An 18,894-nucleotide genomic window follows, 5' to 3' on the forward strand; every position below is an offset into this window, starting at 1 on the left:
TTAGTTCTCCTGTTCTTTCAATTGATTGCTAGCTTGCACATAAGCTTTTGCAGATGCCTGCAGGACATCAAAATCGATCCCGATTCCACGAACATCCTGCTTCGTCTCGGGATCGTGCAGGGTGATCCGCACCTCTGCTTGTGCATCTTCTCCGCCAGTGATTGCTTGGATTTCGTATTCTGATAATTCGGGTTTTTGCTGGAATAATTCATCTAGAGCATTGTAAATAGCTTGAATACTCCCAGAACCGATGGTGGAAGCAACCTTGGTCCGGCCTTCCTCATCCACGATCGAAACAATCGCTCCTTGATAGCCTGAAGAGCTGTATTGTACTTGGACATCCCCCAGCTTGCAGCGTTCCTCTTCCACTCGTGATTGGTCCGTCAGCAAAGCCACTATGTCACGATCAGTAATTTGCTTCTTCTTATCTGCCAGATCCTTGAAGCGAATGAAGGCTTCTTTGGTTTCGTCTTCGGAAAGCTGGTACCCCAGCTCGTTCAGCTTGGTGACAAAGGCATGACGTCCAGACAATTTGCCTAGCGGTAGCGAGTTTTGACTCACACCGACCAACGTAGGGGTAATGATCTCATACGTTTCTGGATTTTTCAGCACACCATCCTGATGGATCCCAGATTCATGCGCATAGGCATTCTCTCCGATGATCGCTTTGTTTCTCGGTACAGGAATCCCCGATAGGCGCGATACCAGATCACTGGTCTTTTTCGTTTCATTCAAGACGATGTTGGCTTCACATTGATAGAAATCTTTGCGAATGTAAAGGGCCAAAGCGACTTCCTCCAGCGCGGTGTTGCCAGCTCGCTCACCGATCCCATTCACCGCACCTTCTACTCGGTTTGCTCCATTTTCGATCGCAGCCAGTGCATTAGCAGTCGCCATGCCCAAATCGTCGTGACAATGAGAAGAGAAGATGATCTCTTGCTCACTCTGAATGTTTTGAATCAAGTAGCTGAATAGTCCGCCATATTCGGTAGGGTTGGAGTATCCGACAGTATCGGGAATATTAATGATCGATGCTCCAGCATCGATCGCTGTTTGAACCGCCTCCAGCAGAAAAGTCTTTTCCGTTCTAGAGGCATCCTCTGGAGAAAATTGGACTTTTTCGAAAAGCGTTCGTGCATAGCTGACATGCTTTTTTATAGAAGCAATTACTTCTTCTTTGGTCATCTTCAGCTTGTATTTCATATGAACATCGCTGGTCGCCAAGAAGGTGTGGATTTGAGGATCGACCGCATTTTTCAAGGCCTCATACGCACGGTCGATGTCTTTTTTCTGACAGCGGGCCAGCCCAGCCACTGTCATGCTCTTAGCGCTTTCCGCGATCGCTTTGACCGCTTCAAAGTCTCCTTGAGAAGCAATCGGGAACCCCGCTTCGATCACATCGATGCCCCATTTTTCCAGCTGCAGGGCAATTTGAACTTTTTCCTTTGTATTGAAATTGACGCCTGGGGTCTGTTCGCCATCACGAAGAGTGGTGTCGAAAAACTGAATCTTTCTCATGATTGATACGCTCCTTTATGACAAAAATAGGTATAAAAAAAGCATCCCATCTAAGAAGAACCATTTTCCTTCTCGATGCAATGCGAATAGGGACTCTCTTTTTTCGTGTAGCGAAAGAGTCCCGTCTATAATAATAACAATGTGCTGCTATATGCCGTTGGTTTCATCGTCATCACCTATTGATGTCAGAATTTTTTTGAATCATTGTAAAAAGCATATAGAAAATAGATGAGGATGTCAAGAATATTATGAAAAAAAGATTAAAAATAGATGATTGGACTATAAACAAATCCCTTCGAAGCACTGTGTCATGTGGAGGAAGGGATTGGTTGTTGGACTCAGGTTCTAGGCAACAACGAACGGATCAATTCAAATTGACCGTCGATTTGTTTGCCGGAGATCTCACCGATCAAGGCCAGCACGCTTAGACCTTCAATCACAAACATGAAATTCTCCGCGATCTTATCTAACTGTTGATCGAACAAGACATTCTGACGAACACCAAGACTTAAAATTTCTTGGATGGTCTTTTTTGTTGCATCCATCTGAGCCTGTTGAAATTCCTGATCTGCCTCTGATTTATGGGTGAAATAGTATTCGTACATGGCACGCACCATGCTATCGTTGATCGTATTCAAAAGACGCTCTTTGTGGCTTTCAAAATAATCGTCCAGCAGTTCGTCAAAGGGTGGATTTTCTTTGATCGCTGCCCGAATCGAATCGAATTTTCGACTATTGCGTCGTTTGACGGTTTCAATAAAAATCGCATCTACTGAATCAAAATACAGATAAATACCGCCGCGGCTGATGCCGCATGCCTCGATGATATCCTTCATCGTGACATCGATAAAGCCCTTTTTCGAAAAGACTTCCCGAGCGCTTTCTAGGATTGCTTCACGTTTCAAGCGTTTTCGTTCATCATTGGATACTGGTTTCATGGGTCACCTCGAGAAAAATATAATGACACACGTGTCATTATTATGTATAATCACCTTAATGACACGCGTGTCATTAAAAAAGCACTTATTGGTATAGTTATGAAAGATAAGGAGAGAAAAAATGAATACGAAAAATAAAGCGTTCCGTTTGACTATTCGGGGAATACTGACTGCTTTGATCATCCTGCAGGTCATGGTTCCTTTTCTAGGCTATATTCCTTTAGGCATCACGGATCTAACGATCATCCATATCACAGTCATTATCGCAGCGATCACGCTGGGAACAAAGGACGGGATGTTTATCGGTCTTGTTTGGGGGATCTTTACTGTCATAAGAGCCTTTACTTCCCCAACTTCGCCGCTGGATACGCTGGTCTTCACCAATCCGATTATTTCTGTTGTTCCTCGGATATTAGTTGGATTGGTTGCCGGACTGATCTTCGGGTGGATTTACAAGCATAAAAAGAACCTGACGCTCTCTGTCATCCTCTCAGCTGTTGCTGGAACTTTGACCAACACCATTTTAGTATTATCACTCATGGGAATATTATACACCAAGCCGGTGGCTGCTGCCTATGGGGTCGATCCTTCCGCTTTGCTGGGCGTTTTGGGTACTATAGTTGCTACGAATGGCGTTACTGAGGTGATTGGGGCTGCAATCATTACGCCGCTAATTGTGAAGGCATTGTTCAGTGCGACCCATTTAAAACCCGACAATCGAAACTAAAACAAACACTTTCTTTTCTTGATAAAACCATAGGAAAAGAAAGTGTTTTATGATAAGCAAATCAATGGATACGGCAGGCGATACCGTGTTCTTCTAGATGATTTTTGAAATACGCTAGATCCTCTGTATGCAGTTGAGGAATATTTGCCATTTCGTAGGGACGATCAAGATAGGTATATTTTTTTTCGCCAAATTGATGGAAGGGCAGCAGCTCGACTGTCTTGATTCCCAGCTGATTAAACAAGAGAGCAAACCCCTCTGCATTGACGAGCCCATCGTTGTAATTTGGAATTACAGGGATTCGCACAATCATTTGTTGATTCTGCTGCAGCGCAAGGGTGAGATTGTTCAGGATCGGTTGCAAGGAGACCCCCGTGCCTTTTTTGTGTTGCTTCTCTTCATAATGCTTCACGTCAAAATAAAGAAGATCAACTTGTTCAATGTATTGCTTAAATACACTTTCTTTTGCAAAGCCGGTTGTTTCACTAGCAGTATGGATCCCTTTTTCTTTCAACCGTGAAAGTAATTCGATAGCTGCCTCCGCTTGGAAAAGGACCTCACCGCCAGACAAAGTCACTCCACCGCCAGACTCAAGATAAAAAGCTTCGTCCTTCATGACTTCTTCGATGATGCTTTCGATCGATCGATATTCCCCGACGGTTGTCGGCATTTTTTTTTGGTCATCCCACATTGTTTCTGGTTTGCTGTTTTGTGATTCAGGATTGGCACACCAATAACAATGCATCGGGCATCCCTTGAAGAAAACGACGGTTCGAATGCCTGGGCCGTCATGCAGACTGAACTTTTGGATATTAAAAATGCAAGCTTCCTTTTCCATAAGAAAACTCCTCTCGTATTGTCACTAAAAGTGTAACAGAATTATTATCATACGTAAATATAAAATGTTACGTACGAAAACAAACTAGCGATTGTTGCTTTCTGCAAAGTATGATACTCTGAAAAGGAAGCGAGGAGAAGAATACATGTCAAGAGAAGAAGAAATTATTTCTATCGTCAGTCAAAAGAAAAAAATCGAAGTCAATGAATTGTCAAAGCTATTGAATGTGTCGAAAGTCACGATCCGTAAAGATTTGGACAAGCTGGAAGCCAGAGGACTGCTCCATCGTCAGCATGGATTTGCTTTGTTGAATAATTTGGACGATATCAATTACCGGTTGGCCCATAATTACGACCTGAAAAGAAAAATTGCGCTGGAAGCCAGCAAAATCGTTCGTGACGGGGAAGTAGTCATGATTGAATCAGGCTCCACCTGCGCTCTGTTGGCAGAAGAATTGGCCTTCAATCGAAACGAGATCACAATCATCACAAATTCTTGTTTTATCGCTTCTTACATTCGAAAAGCAGAGTCAGTTAAAGTGATCTTGGTTGGGGGGGAATACCAAAAAGGATCGCAGGTCAATGTCGGTCCACTAGTCAAATTGGTGATCAATGAATTTCATGTCAATAAGCTGTTTGTAGGAATCGATGGCTTTGATCAAAAACGCGGGTTCACAGGGAGTGATTTGACACGCTGTGATACTACTCGAACCTTGGCAACCGCAGCCGATCAAACGATTATCTTGACTGATTCCAGCAAGTTTTCGCAAAATGGTGTGATCACAGAATTTGGGTTTGATGAAATCAGCCAAGTCTTTACTGACCCGGGCATCGATCAAGCAAGTTCAAGTTTTTTAAACGAAAAAGGCATTCAGGTCACAACGATTTAATACTGCACAGATGTGCGGTATTTTTTTGTCTCTAAAAATCATCAAAATCCGATTGACCGTGAAGAATTGAGCATGGTATGATAGTTACGAAAGAAATATATAATTATTTCGAACGAAAAAGGAGACTGTTTATGAATACTCAGACAAAATCAACGGAGACCGACACTTATTTTGGCTCATTGTCCCCTCGAATGAACGCTTTTCGTGAAGCGGTTCTAACGAAGAAACCGTATATTTGTGCTGAACGTGCTTTGCTGGCTACTGAAACGTATCGACAGTATCAAAATCAGCCAAGTGTCATGAAACGCGCATTGATGCTGAAAAATATTTTGGAGAAGATGTCGATCTATATTGAAGAGGAGACATTGATTGTCGGAAATCAAGCAGCATCTAATCGAGATGCTCCTATCTTTCCCGAATACACTTTGGAATTTGTGATCAACGAACTGGATTTATTTGAAAAACGTGATGGTGATGTATTTTACATCACGGAAGAAACCAAAGAAGAGCTGCGCTCGATTGCTCCTTTTTGGGAGAACAATAATTTACGGGCGAAGGCTGGTGTGCTGTTGCCAGATGAAGTACAAGTGTTCATGGAAACCGGCTTTTTTGGAATGGAAGGCAAAATGAATTCTGGCGATGCCCATTTAGCGGTCAACTATCAGCAAATGCTGCAGATCGGACTGAAGGGATATGAGGAACGAACTCAAAAAGCGAAAGCCGATCTAGATTTGACACAGCCGGAAAGTATTGATAAGTATCATTTTTATAATGCGGTGCTGATCGTATTGGAGGCAGTAAAAACCTTCGCTGAGCGTTTTTCCACATTAGCTGAAGAAATGTCGGAGCAGGCTGAACCAAAAAGAAAAGCAGAATTATTGGAAATCAGCCGAATCTGCGGCAAAGTTCCTTATCGGCCTGCCGAAACATTCAAAGAGGCGATTCAAGCAGTCTGGTTCATCCAATTGATCCTGCAGATTGAATCGAATGGACATTCCTTGTCTTACGGTCGTTTTGATCAATACATGCAGCCTTATTTAGAGGCTGACTTAGCAAAAGGAACGATCACTGAGGAGGAAGTCGTGGAGCTGTTGACCAATCTGTGGATCAAAACATTGACAGTCAATAAAGTCCGCAGTCAAGCACACACTTTCAGCAGTGCAGGGAGTCCGCTGTACCAAAATGTCACGATCGGCGGACAGACACGTGATAAAAAAGATGCTGTCAATCAAATGTCGTATCTGGTGCTGCGCAGTGTGGCTCAAACCAAGCTGCCGCAACCGAATTTGACCGTACGTTATCATTCTGGATTGGACAATCGTTTTATGAATGAATGCATTGAAGTCATGAAACTAGGATTTGGCATGCCGGCATTCAACAATGATGAAATCATTATTCCGTCCTTCAAAAAAATTGGTGTGACAGAAGAGGATGCCTACGATTACAGTGCGATTGGCTGTGTTGAAACTGCAGTGCCGGGAAAATGGGGCTATCGCTGTACTGGCATGAGCTACATGAACTTCCCGAAGATTCTGATCATCGCCATGAATGACGGCGTCGATCCCGTCTCCGGCAAACGCTTCGTCAAAGGCTGCGGTCATTTCAAAGAGATGACTTCCTATGAAGAGTTGATAGCCGCTTGGGATAAAACGGTTCGTGAGCTGACTAGAATGAGCGTAATCGTTGAAAATGCGATCGATCTTGGGTTGGAACGTGAGGTGCCAGATATCTTATGTTCGGCATTGACGGATGATTGTATTGGTCGCGGCAAAACCTTAAAAGAAGGTGGTGCTGTCTATGATTTTATCTCTGGTTTACAGGTTGGGATTGCCAATCTGGCTGATTCGCTGGCAGCAATCAAACAGCTGGTCTTTGAGGAAGAAAAAGTCAGTGCGTCAGAATTGTGGGAAGTTTTGATGACGGATTATGCAGGCGAGCGTGGACAGGAGATCCAGCAGATGATCCTTCATGAGGTACCTAAATATGGCAATGACGTCGATGCCGTTGATTGTTTGGTCACAGAAGCCTACGACAGCTACATTGAAGAAATCAAAAAATATCCCAATACACGCTTTGGACGCGGTCCAATTGGCGGCAAGCGCTATTCCGGCACTTCTTCGATCTCTGCCAACGTGGGCCAAGGGAAAAAAACGACAGCTACGCCTGATGGCCGAAATGCCTGGGTCCCATTAGCGGAAGGCTGCTCACCTTCGCACAACATGGATAAAAACGGACCGACGGCTGTTTTAAAATCTGTGTCGAAATTACGAACAGACGAAATCATAGGCGGGGTATTACTGAATCAAAAGGTGAATCCGCAGATGTTGTCTAAAGAAGAAGACAAGCAAAAATTGATTCTGCTGCTGCGGGCGTTCTTTAATCAGTTGCATGGCTACCATATCCAGTACAATGTGGTTTCTAGAGAGACCTTGATCGATGCTCAGAAGCATCCGGAAAAACATCGTGATTTGATCGTACGTGTCGCTGGTTACTCCGCCTTCTTCAATGTATTGTCGAAAGCAACTCAGGACGATATCATCGAACGAACCGAACACGTATTATAAAAAACTGCTGAAAATTCTAGTACAGGATTTTCAGCTTTTTTCTCAAAAATAGTTGTCATAAGGTATACTATCCTTAAGATACCAAAAGAGTCAGGAGGATTTTATGTATCCTATTATGATCGACATCAAACAGTTTCCGGTAATCGTGTTTGGCGGCGGGAAAATCGCGACACGAAAGGTACGGCAGCTGGTAAAAGAAGCAGCCCGACCGATGGTGATCGCACCGGATTTAACTGAGGAATTAGAAGATTTACTGCGGCATGACAAAATCACTGCACAAAAAAGACCCTTCAAAGCAGGGGATACCACGAGTTACACCTTTGTTTTTATTTGTACCAATGATTCGGCAGTCAATCAACAGATCCTTGAAGAAACGACAGCAGAACAATTTGTAAATGACACAACGAAACAAGAGCGCAGCAACTTTTTCAATCTAGCAATAGTCGAGAAAAAAGGTTTTAAGATCGCTATATCCAGCCAAGGCAGTTCTCCGACCAAGACGAAGCAGCTCAAACAGAAGATCGAAAAACTAATAGAAAACGAGGAAGCCTAGCACATCACCAGGCTTCCTCGTTTTTGTCATCTTAGACATCTGGCAAGGAGGATTTTTCTTCAATACGTTTGTAAATTAGTGAGGCCAGAAGGCCAAAGGATAGTGGACCGATCAATAGAGTAAAGAAGTTTTGGTAGTTGCCGATTTTCAACGGCTCATACATTTGGAAAAGAATCGCTACAGAAATACAGAGACAGACGCTGAAGGAGAAGAAATAATTCAGCGTATAATCTGGAATCAACAGAGACTCTTTTTGAATAATTTTCTTTTTGATAAAAAAGGGAAAACTAGCTGCTACGATAAAATATGGAATCGCTCGAGAAACATTGGTCATATAGGTCAATTGGTTAAAAAGATCGGCTAAAAAATGATTGTTGAGAGCCAAGCCGCCGATGAACAGCGACAATGCGGCTGCTTGTATCCACAAAGCTTTAGCCGGCATTTGATGGTCATTCAAGTGGGCCCAACGTGAACGGAAGATTTGCGGAGTTCCTTGGATTAGACTTTTCAATGGACCGTAACTGATCGAAGAAAGCAGGCTCAAATAAGCCACCAGCATCGTAAAGGCTGTATAACGAACAAAAATTTGGATCAGCAGCTCAGTCGTACTTGCGGATAATCCAAAAGAGCGTCCCAAAGATTCTCCTAAAAAGGCCATCAACCCATACATCAAATTTCCCAAATGCAGCTGTTTCGCTTGGCGCAATTGTTCGATGTCGTGAGCGCTGCTCCACAAGAGAATACCACTAAAATAGAGCAGCAGGATCAAGCAAGAGCTGATAATCACGGCTTTCGGAAAGCGTTTTTTTCCCTTCTTGGTTTTATCTGCCAGACTGGCGATCGTATCCAAGCCGCCAAACGCAGTGATCGAAAAAATAAAAAAAGGCAGCTGTGAAAGCAAACTGTTTCCCGTTCCTGAGAAAAAGCTGGTGACAGCAATACTGCTGCGCAGATTTGCGACAGAGAGGTCTGTATCCTGTATGATTAGCAAAACATTGCTGATCAGCGTCAACAATACCAAACCTACCATCGTGTAGCCGCCTAGTTTCAAAAAAGAAAAAATCGTGTGGATCCCGCGGGTGATGATGGTCGTCATCACTACTGTCAGAACGATTGCAAAGAACGAGAGCCAAAATTGGGCTGGAAGCTCAAACCAGTGAAATTGAGCAGTGGTGTCTTTGCCGCAAAGCAAGATCGACAATGGAATCATTACCTTCATAAAAAGACTGATCATCCAAATAAAATAGCTGCAATACCACAAAAAAACAGTGACAAAGGCGGCTTTTGGCGAAAGGGAATCCTTGAGCCAGTCGTAGATAGAGCCCGGCCGATGTGCATATTTTTTCGTATATTGGGCGACGATCAGCGCATAAGGAATAAAATAGCCGAGTGCACTGATCAAAAACCAGACCAGGGATTGGCTTCCCAGCATAAAGAAGGCCGTCAGCATACTCGAGAAGGAAAAAACGGTCGTTGTAATGATCAAAATAAGATTAGCCACAGATGTATTTTTGGTCAGCACACGCATCTACCTCATTGTCTTTTTTTATCATCTTATTTTCTTTTGAGATAAAAAACAAGATGATCTGTTGAAGGAGAAGACAAAGCGATAAAGGGACTTATAAAAGAACGCGCGGAATAAAGCCCGATAGATCAATCCTTTGAGGACCTCTAAAAATAGGAATAGCAAAATTTTGCTTAGTTTTTTTAAGATTTATGAAATTTTGGCTAACCTCTTCTAGAATCGTAGGCTTTTAGAATTTCTTACCTTACAATTCAAGCAAACGCATTCAATAAAGGGAATGAGGTGAGAATCCTCAACAGCCCCTTTCTACTGTATACGCAGACGAAATCAAAAATGCCACTTTACGGGAAGGCATGAGAGTAGGATGAAGCAAAGTCAGGATACCTTTGTTGAACGCAAATAAGAGAATGGATTGGGAAATTCTTTTATACCGCAATTAAGCAGAGGACCAGACAAAAACTGTCTTTTTTGTTGTATAGACCCTAATTCATTGGATTAGGGTCTTTTTATGCTCTGCAATGAGAAGGCAGACAACCCATAGAACAGGAGGAAGAAATGACGATTCAAAAAAGCAATCATCGCCTGATTCAGTTGGTGATCGTGCTGTTCGGCATTAGTTTTTTAACGTTTTCCCTAGTCTATCTGTCCCCAGGAGACCCAGCAGAGATTATGCTGACAGAATGCGGCAATATCCCCACCCCAGAACTCTTGGCACAAGCTCGAAAAGATCTCGGATTGGATCGTCCATTTTTGGTGCAGTACGGCAGTTGGTTAAAAGGAGTAGTCACTGGAGATATGGGCATGAGTTACTCCTTCAAAATACCCGTTTTTCAAAAGCTGATCGACTGCTTGATCCCGACGATTGCTTTAGCATTGCTGTCGCTGGTACTGATGATCATCGTATCTGTTCCATTCGGTATCCTTTCTGCAGTGTTTCATAATCAAGCTATCGATTATCTGATTCGTGGGTTTTCCTTTATCGGTATCTCCGTGCCAAGTTTCTGGATCGGATTAGTTCTGTTGCGGATCTTTGGTGTTAATCTTGGATGGATCTCTGTTTCAGGGGGAACGGCAGACCTGAGATCGATCGTTTTGCCGGCGGTCACCTTGGCTTTAGCAATGTCTGCAAAATATACACGCCAGGTCCGAATCACAGTTTTGGAAGAACTAAAGAAAGAGTACGTGACTGGAGCAAGGATGCGAGGGATTCCCGAGAAGAAAATTCTGCTGCGGCATGTGCTGCCGAATGTTCTTCTACCATTGGTTACAATCTTGGGCTTGTCTTTTGGAAGTCTGCTTGGCGGAACCGCCGTTGTTGAAATTATTTACAATTGGCCAGGCCTAGGAAATATGGCCGTACGTGCGATCGCTTGCCGGGATTTTCCGTTGATTCAGGGCTATGTCCTAATGATTTCCTTGTTTTACATGCTGATTAATATTCTGGTGGACCTGTCTTACCCGTTGATTGATCCAAGATTGAAGGAGAAGTAGCTATGGAAACGATTGTTGACAAGTTAAAAAAAAATAGGCAGCTGGCTCTTTCACTGTTTCTGCTAGCAATTATCGTTTTAGCAGCAGTATTTGCTGAACAGCTTGCTCCTTTTGATCCTTTGGATGCGGATATGAATAAATCACTGGAAGCCCCTAACAGCATCAACAGATTTGGCACAGATAAGCTAGGCAGAGATCTGTTGTCGCGGGTAATCTTTGGAACTCGTGCTTCTTTAGGCTCTACCATCGTGATGGTAGGGATCATTTTCCTGTTCGGTACCTTTTTGGGGATATTGGCGGGCTTTTTCGGAGGATGGATCGACACGATCATTATGCGGCTGGCCGACATGATGATCTCTTTTCCCGGGTTGGTTCTTGCCATTGCAATTGCCGGGGTTTTAGGCCCTAATCTTGTAAATGCAGTGATCGCGATCACCGCAGTCAGCTGGACAAAATATGCGAGGCTGTCGCGAAGCTTGGTCTTGCGAATCAATAAAAGTTTATTTATGGAAGCCGCCGTGGTGACAGGAACCAGCAATCGTCGGTTGATGTCGCATTATATTCTGCCAAACATTTTCCCACCCATGCTGGTGACAGCGATGACCGATATGGGGACCTTGATGCTGGAAATTGCAGCTTTATCCTTCTTAGGATTTGGTGCACAGGCGCCTACACCTGAATGGGGCCTGATGCTAAATGAAGGGAGGACTTATTTAACGACCGCACCTTGGCTAATGATTTACCCAGGATTAGCTATGGTGATCGTCGTAGTAACGTTTAACCTTTTGGGGGATAGTGTGAGTGATTTGATGGACACCCATCACTAACTGCTTTTTTAGTTGAAGAGAACTTATGAAAACGAACGATGGCAATAAGAATCAGGAGGGAAACAAATGAAGAAATGGATGAGACGCGGGATCGCAGGAATGGGATTATTGTTGCTGATCAGTGGGATGGCAGGCTGCGGAAACGAAAAAAAAGCTGCTGAGAGTGATAAGAAAACGCTGACGATTGGGGTGACAAGTTTTGCGGATACGCTGGAACCTACGGAACAGTATTTCGGATGGGTGGTCTCTCGCTACGGTGTAGGGGAGAATCTTGTTCGGTTTGATAAGGAAGGGAAAATCGAGCCCTGCTTGTCAGAGGGCTGGTCCGTTAGCGAAGACAACCTGACGTGGACCTTTACTATCCGTAAAGGAGTAAAATTTTCGAATGGCAATGAACTGACACCAGAGATCGTCAAGGACTCATTGGAGCGTTCCTTTAAAATGAATCCGCGGGGAGAAACGTTCTTTAAACCGGAATCGATTGAAGTAGAGGGAGACAGCTTACTGATTAGGACTGAAAACCCATCTGCAGTGGTTCCAGGAAGTTTAGCTGACCCATTGTTCTTAATCGTCGATACGACTGCTGATACAGATACGTTTGCAAAAGATGGTCCGATTTGTACGGGACCGTATGCAGTAGAGAGCTTCAATCCGACTGAGGATTGTGAATTGGTTAAGAATGAGCATTACTGGGATGGAGAAGTGCCGCTGGAAAAAGTAACCATGAAATGCATCGATGACCAGGCGACCCGTTCAATGGCACTGCAAAACGGTGAGATTCAAGTTGCCTATAATTTGAAAACAGAAAATATTGAAGAATTCAAAAACAAAGAGGAGATCAAAGTCATGGAGCTTAACTCCTTGCGTTCTACCTACTCCTTTATGAATCAACATGGTCCACTAAAGGACATCAAACTACGACAAGCCTTGATTCGTGGGTTGGATCGTGAATCCTATGCGAAAAAATTGTTAAAAGGTGGCGCCACTCCAGGAAAAGCGCCGATCCCTCCGACATTGGATTTTGGTTTTGATGAGTTAAAGGATGAGAATCCGTTTGATCCAGAATCAGCAAAAGCCTTGCTGAAAGAAGCTGGATACGAGGACAAAGATGGCGATGGTTTTGTAGAAATGCCAAATGGGGAAGCGTTAGATTTGGAATTTGTCATCTATACCAGCCGCGAGGAATTGAATATTTATGCTCAAGCAGCCCAAGCCAACCTGAAGGACATTGGAATCAAGGTTACGTTAAATACCGTAAGCTACGAAACCTTACTAGATATGCGAGATTCTGGAAGTTTTGATATGCTGATCTGGAATGTGTTGATCGCTAACACGGGTGACCCGGAAAATTACTTGCGAGAAAACTGGTACAGCACGTCTCCATCAAATCAGGCGGGGTATAAAAACGAAAAGGTAGATCAATTGATCGATGAATTGACTGTGACCTTTGACGAGGAAAAACGCAAAGAATTGGATATCGAGATTCAACAGTTGATCATGGATGATGCAGCCACCGTTTTCTTTGGCTATGAAACAACGTACTTGTTCCATTCGGACAAGGTGAAGGGCTTAGAGTTATTTCCGATGGATTATTATTGGCTGACCAAAGATGTTGCCTACAACTAGAGAGTGAGAAACTATGTTGACTATTCAAGATTTATCTGTACGGTACGCTGGCAATGCAGCGCTGAGTGTCGATCAGTTCCAGCTGAGGCTTAACGATGGAGAAATCGGCTGCATCGTAGGAGAAAGCGGCAGTGGGAAATCTACCGTGTTAAAAGCTGTTTTGGGGGCATTGCCAGAAAAGACCTCGATCATGGGCCAAGTTGATTTTAATGGTCGATCTTTGCTGCAGCAGACGCCGGCAGAATGGCTGAACATGCGAGGGACGACCTTTTCCATGATTTTCCAAGATAGCAATGCCTCGTTGAATCCGATTCGAAAGATCGGCAAGCAATATGAAGAGTATATCCTGCAGCATAAACAGCTTACTCTTACAGAGGCCCGACAACTTGCAGAAGAGACTCTGATAAAAATGCAGTTAAAGGATGCTAAAGGAATCATGGACAGTTATCCGCATCAATTAAGCGGCGGAATGTGTCAGCGGGTAGGGATTGCGATGGCGATGACGTTTCAGCCTGAACTTCTTTTAGCTGACGAACCAACGAGTGCCTTAGACGTTGTGACACAAGAGCAAATCGTAGAAGAATTGCTACGGGTCAGAAACGTTTTCAATACTTCGATTTTACTGGTCACACATCATCTAGCGATGGCTGCTTACATGGCTGACCAGCTGATCGTGATGGAAAAAGGGCGAATCGTCGATCAAGGATTTGTTTTAGAAGTCATTGATCATCCGCAAAGCCCCTATACGGAAACGTTGCTGGCCTCCGTCCCTGAGTTGAAAGGAGAGTTTTATGGGTGAGCCGATTTTAGAAATCCATGACTTGTCTAAGACATTTGTTTTGGCAAACAAAGAGCAGCTTACAGCTTGTGATCAGCTTTCCTTTTCTGTCAACAAGGGAGAAACAGTCGGCATCGTTGGAGAAAGCGGTTCAGGAAAATCGACCTTGGTCAACATGCTGATGCTGATGGAGCCTCCAACAAGCGGAAAGATTCTGTATAGGGGGAAAAATATTTTGCAGCTTGAGCACAAAGCGATATGGAAGCTTCGACCAGCGATCCAAATGGTCTTTCAGTCTCCGATGGCTTCGATCAATCCACGGATGAAGGTGATTGATGTCATTACAGAACCATTGTTTAATTACAAAAGGCTTCAATCAAAAGACAAAAAAGCCAAAGCCAGAGAGCTCTTGGAGATGGTCGAGCTCTCTGAAGAGTACGCAGATCGTTATGCTCATCAGTTAAGCGGTGGGCAGTGTCAACGAGTAAGTATTGCTCGCGCACTAGCGTTGCAGCCTGAGATTTTGATCTGCGACGAAGCAACCTCTGCGTTAGATGTATCTGTCCAAAAGAACATTGTCGATTTGCTGATCAAACTGCAAAAGCAAACCCGTATGACCATTTTATTTATCAGCCATGATTTGGCGCTGGTTCAATCCTTTGCTCATAAACTATTGGTCATGCAACGTGGCAAAATCGTCGATTGCTTGGAGGAGGAACAATCACTGGATACTTCAAAAGTTGCCTATACAAAAACCTTGCTGAACTCGGTTTATTCCTTAACGAAGGTCAGGAAGCAGCGTTTAGCAGATGGACACTGAGGAGGGATTTTTTGCACGATTGGATAAAAAAACAGGCTGCCGGCAGTAAGAGGAATGATTTTTTTGAGATTGAAGGAACGAACCTAAAGCTGCCGGTCAGTCTCATCAAAGGACAAAAGGACGGAGCTACGTTACTGATTACTGCCGGAATACATGGCTCCGAGTATCCAGGAATTGAGGCCGCGAAGCAGTTGATCTGTGAATTGGATCCTCAAAAAATTAGTGGGAATGTCGTAATCGTTCCTTGCGTCAATCCACAAGCTTTTTTTGAGCGCGCTTCTTTTATCAACCCAACAGATGGCAAAAATCTAAACCGCTGTTTTCCCGGCAAACGCCAGGGAACAGAGTCGGAAAGACTTGCCTACGCGTTAGAGACGGTCTTTTTTCCAATGGCTGATTTTTATTTGGATTTCCATAGCGGCGATTTACCGGAAAAGCTGGATAAGTTTGTGTTTGTCCCCAATTTCGGTCCTTCTGCTGTGGTAGAGGAATCCCATCGAGCTGCTGCCGTGTTGGACTTGCCGTTTGGAGTGCTCTCAAAAAGTCGCAATGGTGCCTACAATCATGCCTGTCTTCTTGGACTTCCCTCCCTGTTGATCGAGCGAGGGTCCTTTGGTGAACGCAATCAGCAAGCGATTGCTGGCTTCATTGAAGACGCTGGTCGAATGATGCGTCACTTAGGAATGAGTGAACGACCGATTTACCAAGATAAGAAGCTGAAGCTGTTCAAGGACCTGTGTTTTTTTGAAAGTCCAATGACTGGATTATGGACTCCTGCCTGTGAGATAGGGGATCAGGTGAAAGAGGGACAGCTGCTGGGAAAGATCGAGAATTTCTTTGGAAAAAAATTGTGGGAGTACCGAGCAGAACAAGCAGGACAGATTTTGTACCAGATGGTAGGATTACCGATCACTGCAGGAGAACACCTGATTACTTACGGGTATTAGCGCATTCAGCGGTTTTGTAAATAGTAAAATATTGTCCAATCTATTAAAAAAATTAGCAGAATGTGGCTGACTTGTAGATAATCTGTCTGCAGGTCAGCCGCTTTCGTTATAATAAGGGTAATCAAATACATAATAATCGATCAGGGGAATGAGGTGAGACTCCTCAACAGCCCCTTTCTACTGTATATGCGGATGAACTCTCAAACAGCCACTTCATGGGAAGGCGAGATAGTAAAGTGAAGCAAAGTCAGGATACCCTAATCGACTTATTAGAAATAATTGGATTGGGAAGATTATTTTGCTGACTGTTTATAGGACAAGTGGATTAAACGACACGGCGAGACCTTCTTCAAGGCTTCGCCGTGTTTATTATTTAGGAGGGATAGAATGAAAGATGCAGCAAGATTTTCGACAAAAAAAATAGCATCCTTGGCGATTCTGTTAGCGTTGTGTGTGATTGGAGCCAACATCAAGATCTTGGGCTCGATCGCATTGGATTCTTTTCCAGCCTTTATTGGGTCCATCGTATTAGGCCCGCTGGCTGGTGCATTTCTTGGTTTCTTTGGGCACATGATCTCTGCTTTGCTGGCGGGTTTTCCGAATTCATTGCCGATCCATTTGATCATCGCTGCTTTGATGGGCTTATGTATGTTTTGCTATAGCTGGACCAGAAAAAAATTAGCGAAGCATCGAATGGCGGCGGCAGCTGTGTCCATGCTGGTCGGCTACGTGATCAACGTTCCATTGGATCTGCTGTTACTGTATCCTATCATGGGACCGGTTGTCTTCATGCTGTTTGCACCACTATCGATCGCCACGATCGTTAATTTAGGTTTATCTGAAGTGGTGATTTTAGGAATTCCCGAAAATACAAGCAAATCGTCTCAGCAAAATAAAAAGAAGCGGAGCAGTCATTATGGCAGTGAAACACGGCGGAAATCTACAGGAGATCAGCGAAATCTATCAGATTGAAAAACAGGATCTAATTGACTTTAGTGCGAACATCAATCCATTGGGCATTCCCGAAAGGATTAAGCAAGCAATCAATCAAGGACTAGAAGGCTTGATTCATTACCCGGATAGTCGGTACCGATTATTGAAGCAAGCAATTGCCGACTTTCATCAACTCACTCCTGAGTGTGTGTATGCTTCAAACGGGGCAGCTGAAGCGATTTTCATGCTGGGAAGAGTGCTGAAAGTCAAAAAGCTGTTGCTGCTGGCACCGACCTTTATGGAATACGAGGCCGCCTTTCAACAACAGGCAACGGAATTCTGCTACTTCGATTTGGAGACACGAAACTTTCAATGGCGGGTCTCCGAATTCATTTCTTTTGCTATTGCGGAAGAAGCGACCGGCATTTGTTTATGCAATCCCAATAATCCAACGGGACAGATGCTGAATCAAACAGAGCTGGACGAATTATTGACTTTCTGTCAAGACCGCGGACTCGTCTTGATCGTCGATGAAGCATTTGCGGATTTTAGCGGAAAAGAGGATTCTCTGATTCCCAAAGTGACGAAGTATGCCAATCTGTTTGTCTTGCGCTCCTTAACCAAAATGTTTGCGATCCCTGGCCTGCGATTAGGCTATCTGTTGACAAGCAATGTGGAGATACTCGATCAAATCGAGCAGGTTACTGTCCCTTGGCATATCAATACGTTTGCTGACCTGGCTGGACAACAAGCATTGAAGGAGCAGTCGTTCATTGAGGAAAGTCAGCACTATATCGAAAAAGAACGCTCATTTTTAATCGGAGAGCTTGCACGGTTTTCAGACAACATCATAGTTTATCCGAGTCAAACCAATTTTTTGTTTTTCCGTTATCTTGGTGAAGACTGTTTGCAGGAAAAATTGATCTATAAAGGTATTCTGATCCGCAATTGTACTAGCTTTAAAGGCCTTAGTCAAAACTATTATCGCATAGCAGTAAAAAAGAGGAATCAAAATCAGGCATTAGTGAACGCATTGGAGGAGGTTTTATGCGGGAAGTGACCGCGGTATGTCCAGGCTCTTGCGGCGAACTGCTGCAGGGCTGGGTGGGCGATTCTCAAAAACTGGTTAGTTATGGCATTGACCGCTTTTCTCGTGTTTCCGTGCGGACTGGAGAACCTTCAGAAAAACCGAATCCAAAAGTGAGCGAGGCAGTCAAAAAGACCGTGCAGTATTTGGGCATTTCCGAGGAACAGTTGAAGCATATGACAATTTTTGTTCAGTCAGATCTGCCGATTGCCAAAGGTATGGCCAGCAGTACCGCAGATATCGCTGCTGCTTGTCAAGCCGTAGCTGCCTACTTCGGCAAACAGTTATCAAGAGATGAGATTTTGGCGATTTGCTTGGCGATCGAGCGGACAGATAGTATTTTATTTCCATCGTTGACGTTGTTCGAGCAAAAGGCTGGCTCACTACAAGAGATCAGCGGCTGGTGCCCCGATTTCTATGTGGTTGTTTTGGAGCCGGAGGAGACGCTTGAGACGGAAGCCTTTCATTCTCAGAAAACAGAGGCTTTATTTTTTCAGCAACGAGAGCGCTTCTGCGAAGTTTATCGGCTTTATACAGAAGCCATTCAAGAAAGGAATATTCAAAAATTGGGAACAGCAGCATTGCAAAGTGCATTATTGAATCAGGAGATTTTGCCAAAACCTTTTTTTTCAGAGGTAGTGGAGCTCTCCCGAACCTATCGATTGTTAGGTGTGAACGTCGCCCACAGCGGATCAGTGATTGGTTTAATGATCGACCAGCAAGAACAAATACCAGAGGTGCTAAAGGCGGTTCAGACAGCTCCTTTAAGAAAATGGTACACAAAAGTAAACGTACATCAGAGCTGTTATCAAGGCGTACAACTCGCTTAAGAA

17 protein-coding genes and 2 riboswitches are annotated in these 18,894 nt (G+C 43.9%); of the genes, 13 read left to right on the forward strand and 4 right to left on the reverse strand.

Annotated features, from left to right (window positions below; genetic code table 11):
• Nucleotides 1-1,518 carry a 2-isopropylmalate synthase gene (locus NRIC_RS15290; protein ID WP_146623579.1) on the reverse strand — a complete coding sequence of 506 codons (1,518 nt, stop codon included), beginning with the start codon at nt 1,516-1,518 and terminating at the stop codon, nt 1-3.
• A gap of 338 nt (nt 1,519-1,856) precedes the next feature.
• Entirely contained in the window at nt 1,857-2,456 is a 600-nt protein-coding gene (locus tag NRIC_RS15295) for a TetR/AcrR family transcriptional regulator (RefSeq protein ID WP_146623580.1), read from the reverse strand.
• Between the two features lie 121 nt (nt 2,457-2,577).
• On the opposite strand from NRIC_RS15295, the gene NRIC_RS15300 reads away from it, so the two are divergent.
• Entirely contained in the window at nt 2,578-3,183 is a 606-nt protein-coding gene (locus NRIC_RS15300; protein WP_146623581.1) for an ECF transporter S component, read from the forward strand.
• A 61-nt stretch (nt 3,184-3,244) separates the two neighbouring features.
• On the opposite strand, the gene NRIC_RS15305 is transcribed toward NRIC_RS15300, so the two are convergent.
• Complete coding sequence (locus NRIC_RS15305) at nt 3,245-4,021, reverse strand: glycyl-radical enzyme activating protein (RefSeq protein ID WP_146623582.1); 777 nt, start codon at nt 4,019-4,021, stop codon at nt 3,245-3,247.
• A gap of 145 nt (nt 4,022-4,166) precedes the next feature.
• On the opposite strand from NRIC_RS15305, the gene NRIC_RS15310 reads away from it, so the two are divergent.
• The 3 genes from NRIC_RS15310 (at nt 4,167) to NRIC_RS15320 (ending at nt 8,027) form a co-directional block, all read left to right on the forward strand.
• Nucleotides 4,167-4,910, forward strand: a complete 744-nt coding sequence (locus tag NRIC_RS15310) for a DeoR/GlpR family DNA-binding transcription regulator (RefSeq protein ID WP_146623583.1) — start codon at nt 4,167-4,169, stop codon at nt 4,908-4,910.
• A gap of 131 nt (nt 4,911-5,041) precedes the next feature.
• Nucleotides 5,042-7,474: a glycyl radical protein gene (locus NRIC_RS15315; RefSeq protein ID WP_146623584.1), complete on the forward strand. Its 2,433-nt coding sequence runs from the start codon at nt 5,042-5,044 to the stop codon at nt 7,472-7,474.
• Nucleotides 7,475-7,577: 103 nt separating this feature from the next.
• On the forward strand, nt 7,578-8,027 hold the full coding sequence (locus NRIC_RS15320; RefSeq protein ID WP_146623585.1) for a precorrin-2 dehydrogenase/sirohydrochlorin ferrochelatase family protein: 450 nt from the start codon (nt 7,578-7,580) through the stop codon (nt 8,025-8,027).
• A gap of 31 nt (nt 8,028-8,058) precedes the next feature.
• Here the strand turns inward: NRIC_RS15320 and NRIC_RS15325 are convergent, their stop codons facing one another.
• Entirely contained in the window at nt 8,059-9,549 is a 1,491-nt protein-coding gene (locus NRIC_RS15325; protein WP_227873824.1) for an amino acid permease, read from the reverse strand.
• A gap of 235 nt (nt 9,550-9,784) precedes the next feature.
• Nucleotides 9,785-9,958: riboswitch (cobalamin riboswitch) on the forward strand.
• 149 nt (nt 9,959-10,107) lie between these two features.
• On the opposite strand from NRIC_RS15325, the gene nikB reads away from it, so the two are divergent.
• The 9 genes from nikB (at nt 10,108) to NRIC_RS15370 (ending at nt 18,891) form a co-directional block, all read left to right on the forward strand.
• Nucleotides 10,108-11,043: a nickel ABC transporter permease gene (gene nikB, locus NRIC_RS15330; protein WP_146623586.1), complete on the forward strand. Its 936-nt coding sequence runs from the start codon at nt 10,108-10,110 to the stop codon at nt 11,041-11,043.
• Between the two features lie 2 nt (nt 11,044-11,045).
• The gene (gene nikC / locus NRIC_RS15335; RefSeq protein WP_146623587.1) at nt 11,046-11,870 is read left to right on the forward strand and encodes a nickel transporter permease; all 825 of its coding nucleotides are present in this window, start codon (nt 11,046-11,048) and stop codon (nt 11,868-11,870) included.
• Between the two features lie 66 nt (nt 11,871-11,936).
• On the forward strand, nt 11,937-13,496 hold the full coding sequence (locus tag NRIC_RS15340; RefSeq protein WP_175580125.1) for an ABC transporter substrate-binding protein: 1,560 nt from the start codon (nt 11,937-11,939) through the stop codon (nt 13,494-13,496).
• 13 nt (nt 13,497-13,509) lie between these two features.
• Nucleotides 13,510-14,295 (forward strand): ABC transporter ATP-binding protein, encoded by a 786-nt coding sequence (locus NRIC_RS15345; RefSeq protein ID WP_146623588.1) that lies wholly within the window; start codon nt 13,510-13,512, stop codon nt 14,293-14,295.
• The gene (locus NRIC_RS15350) at nt 14,288-15,094 is read left to right on the forward strand and encodes an ABC transporter ATP-binding protein (RefSeq protein WP_146623589.1); all 807 of its coding nucleotides are present in this window, start codon (nt 14,288-14,290) and stop codon (nt 15,092-15,094) included. The genes NRIC_RS15345 and NRIC_RS15350 overlap by 8 nt, the downstream gene beginning before the upstream one ends.
• Before the next feature lie 11 nt (nt 15,095-15,105).
• Entirely contained in the window at nt 15,106-16,041 is a 936-nt protein-coding gene (locus tag NRIC_RS15355) for a M14 family metallopeptidase (protein WP_175580126.1), read from the forward strand.
• A gap of 143 nt (nt 16,042-16,184) precedes the next feature.
• A riboswitch (cobalamin riboswitch) is annotated at nt 16,185-16,299 on the forward strand.
• 129 nt (nt 16,300-16,428) lie between these two features.
• A complete protein-coding gene (locus NRIC_RS15360; protein WP_146623591.1) occupies nt 16,429-17,013 on the forward strand; it encodes an ECF transporter S component in 585 nt (194 codons plus the stop codon).
• Entirely contained in the window at nt 16,958-18,034 is a 1,077-nt protein-coding gene (cobD, locus tag NRIC_RS15365; RefSeq protein ID WP_146623592.1) for a threonine-phosphate decarboxylase CobD, read from the forward strand. Before NRIC_RS15360 ends, cobD begins: the two co-directional genes overlap by 56 nt.
• Complete coding sequence (locus tag NRIC_RS15370) at nt 18,022-18,891, forward strand: GHMP family kinase ATP-binding protein (RefSeq protein ID WP_227873825.1); 870 nt, start codon at nt 18,022-18,024, stop codon at nt 18,889-18,891. The genes cobD and NRIC_RS15370 overlap by 13 nt, the downstream gene beginning before the upstream one ends.
• The last annotated feature ends 3 nt before the right edge of the window (nt 18,892-18,894 follow it).

It is taken from the genome of Enterococcus florum, assembly GCF_004309355.1.
GTDB classification, from domain to species: domain Bacteria; phylum Bacillota; class Bacilli; order Lactobacillales; family Enterococcaceae; genus Enterococcus_A; species Enterococcus_A florum.

Excerpts from the sequence above, each read along its gene's own strand:
- NRIC_RS15340 (WP_175580125.1), top strand. The coding sequence starts at position 11,937 with ATGAAGAAATGGATGAGACGCGGGATCGCAGGAATGGGATTATTGTTG.
- NRIC_RS15320 (WP_146623585.1), top strand. The coding sequence starts at position 7,578 with ATGTATCCTATTATGATCGACATCAAACAGTTTCCGGTAATCGTGTTT.
- cobD (WP_146623592.1), top strand. The coding sequence starts at position 16,958 with ATGGCAGTGAAACACGGCGGAAATCTACAGGAGATCAGCGAAATCTAT.
- nikB (WP_146623586.1), top strand. The coding sequence starts at position 10,108 with ATGACGATTCAAAAAAGCAATCATCGCCTGATTCAGTTGGTGATCGTG.
- NRIC_RS15370 (WP_227873825.1), top strand. The coding sequence starts at position 18,022 with ATGCGGGAAGTGACCGCGGTATGTCCAGGCTCTTGCGGCGAACTGCTG.
- NRIC_RS15295 (WP_146623580.1), bottom strand. The coding sequence starts at position 2,456 with ATGAAACCAGTATCCAATGATGAACGAAAACGCTTGAAACGTGAAGCA.
- NRIC_RS15350 (WP_146623589.1), top strand. The coding sequence starts at position 14,288 with ATGGGTGAGCCGATTTTAGAAATCCATGACTTGTCTAAGACATTTGTT.
- NRIC_RS15310 (WP_146623583.1), top strand. The coding sequence starts at position 4,167 with ATGTCAAGAGAAGAAGAAATTATTTCTATCGTCAGTCAAAAGAAAAAA.
- NRIC_RS15290 (WP_146623579.1), bottom strand. The coding sequence starts at position 1,518 with ATGAGAAAGATTCAGTTTTTCGACACCACTCTTCGTGATGGCGAACAG.
- NRIC_RS15345 (WP_146623588.1), top strand. The coding sequence starts at position 13,510 with ATGTTGACTATTCAAGATTTATCTGTACGGTACGCTGGCAATGCAGCG.
- NRIC_RS15315 (WP_146623584.1), top strand. The coding sequence starts at position 5,042 with ATGAATACTCAGACAAAATCAACGGAGACCGACACTTATTTTGGCTCA.
- nikC (WP_146623587.1), top strand. The coding sequence starts at position 11,046 with ATGGAAACGATTGTTGACAAGTTAAAAAAAAATAGGCAGCTGGCTCTT.
- NRIC_RS15300 (WP_146623581.1), top strand. The coding sequence starts at position 2,578 with ATGAATACGAAAAATAAAGCGTTCCGTTTGACTATTCGGGGAATACTG.
- NRIC_RS15305 (WP_146623582.1), bottom strand. The coding sequence starts at position 4,021 with ATGGAAAAGGAAGCTTGCATTTTTAATATCCAAAAGTTCAGTCTGCAT.
- NRIC_RS15360 (WP_146623591.1), top strand. The coding sequence starts at position 16,429 with ATGAAAGATGCAGCAAGATTTTCGACAAAAAAAATAGCATCCTTGGCG.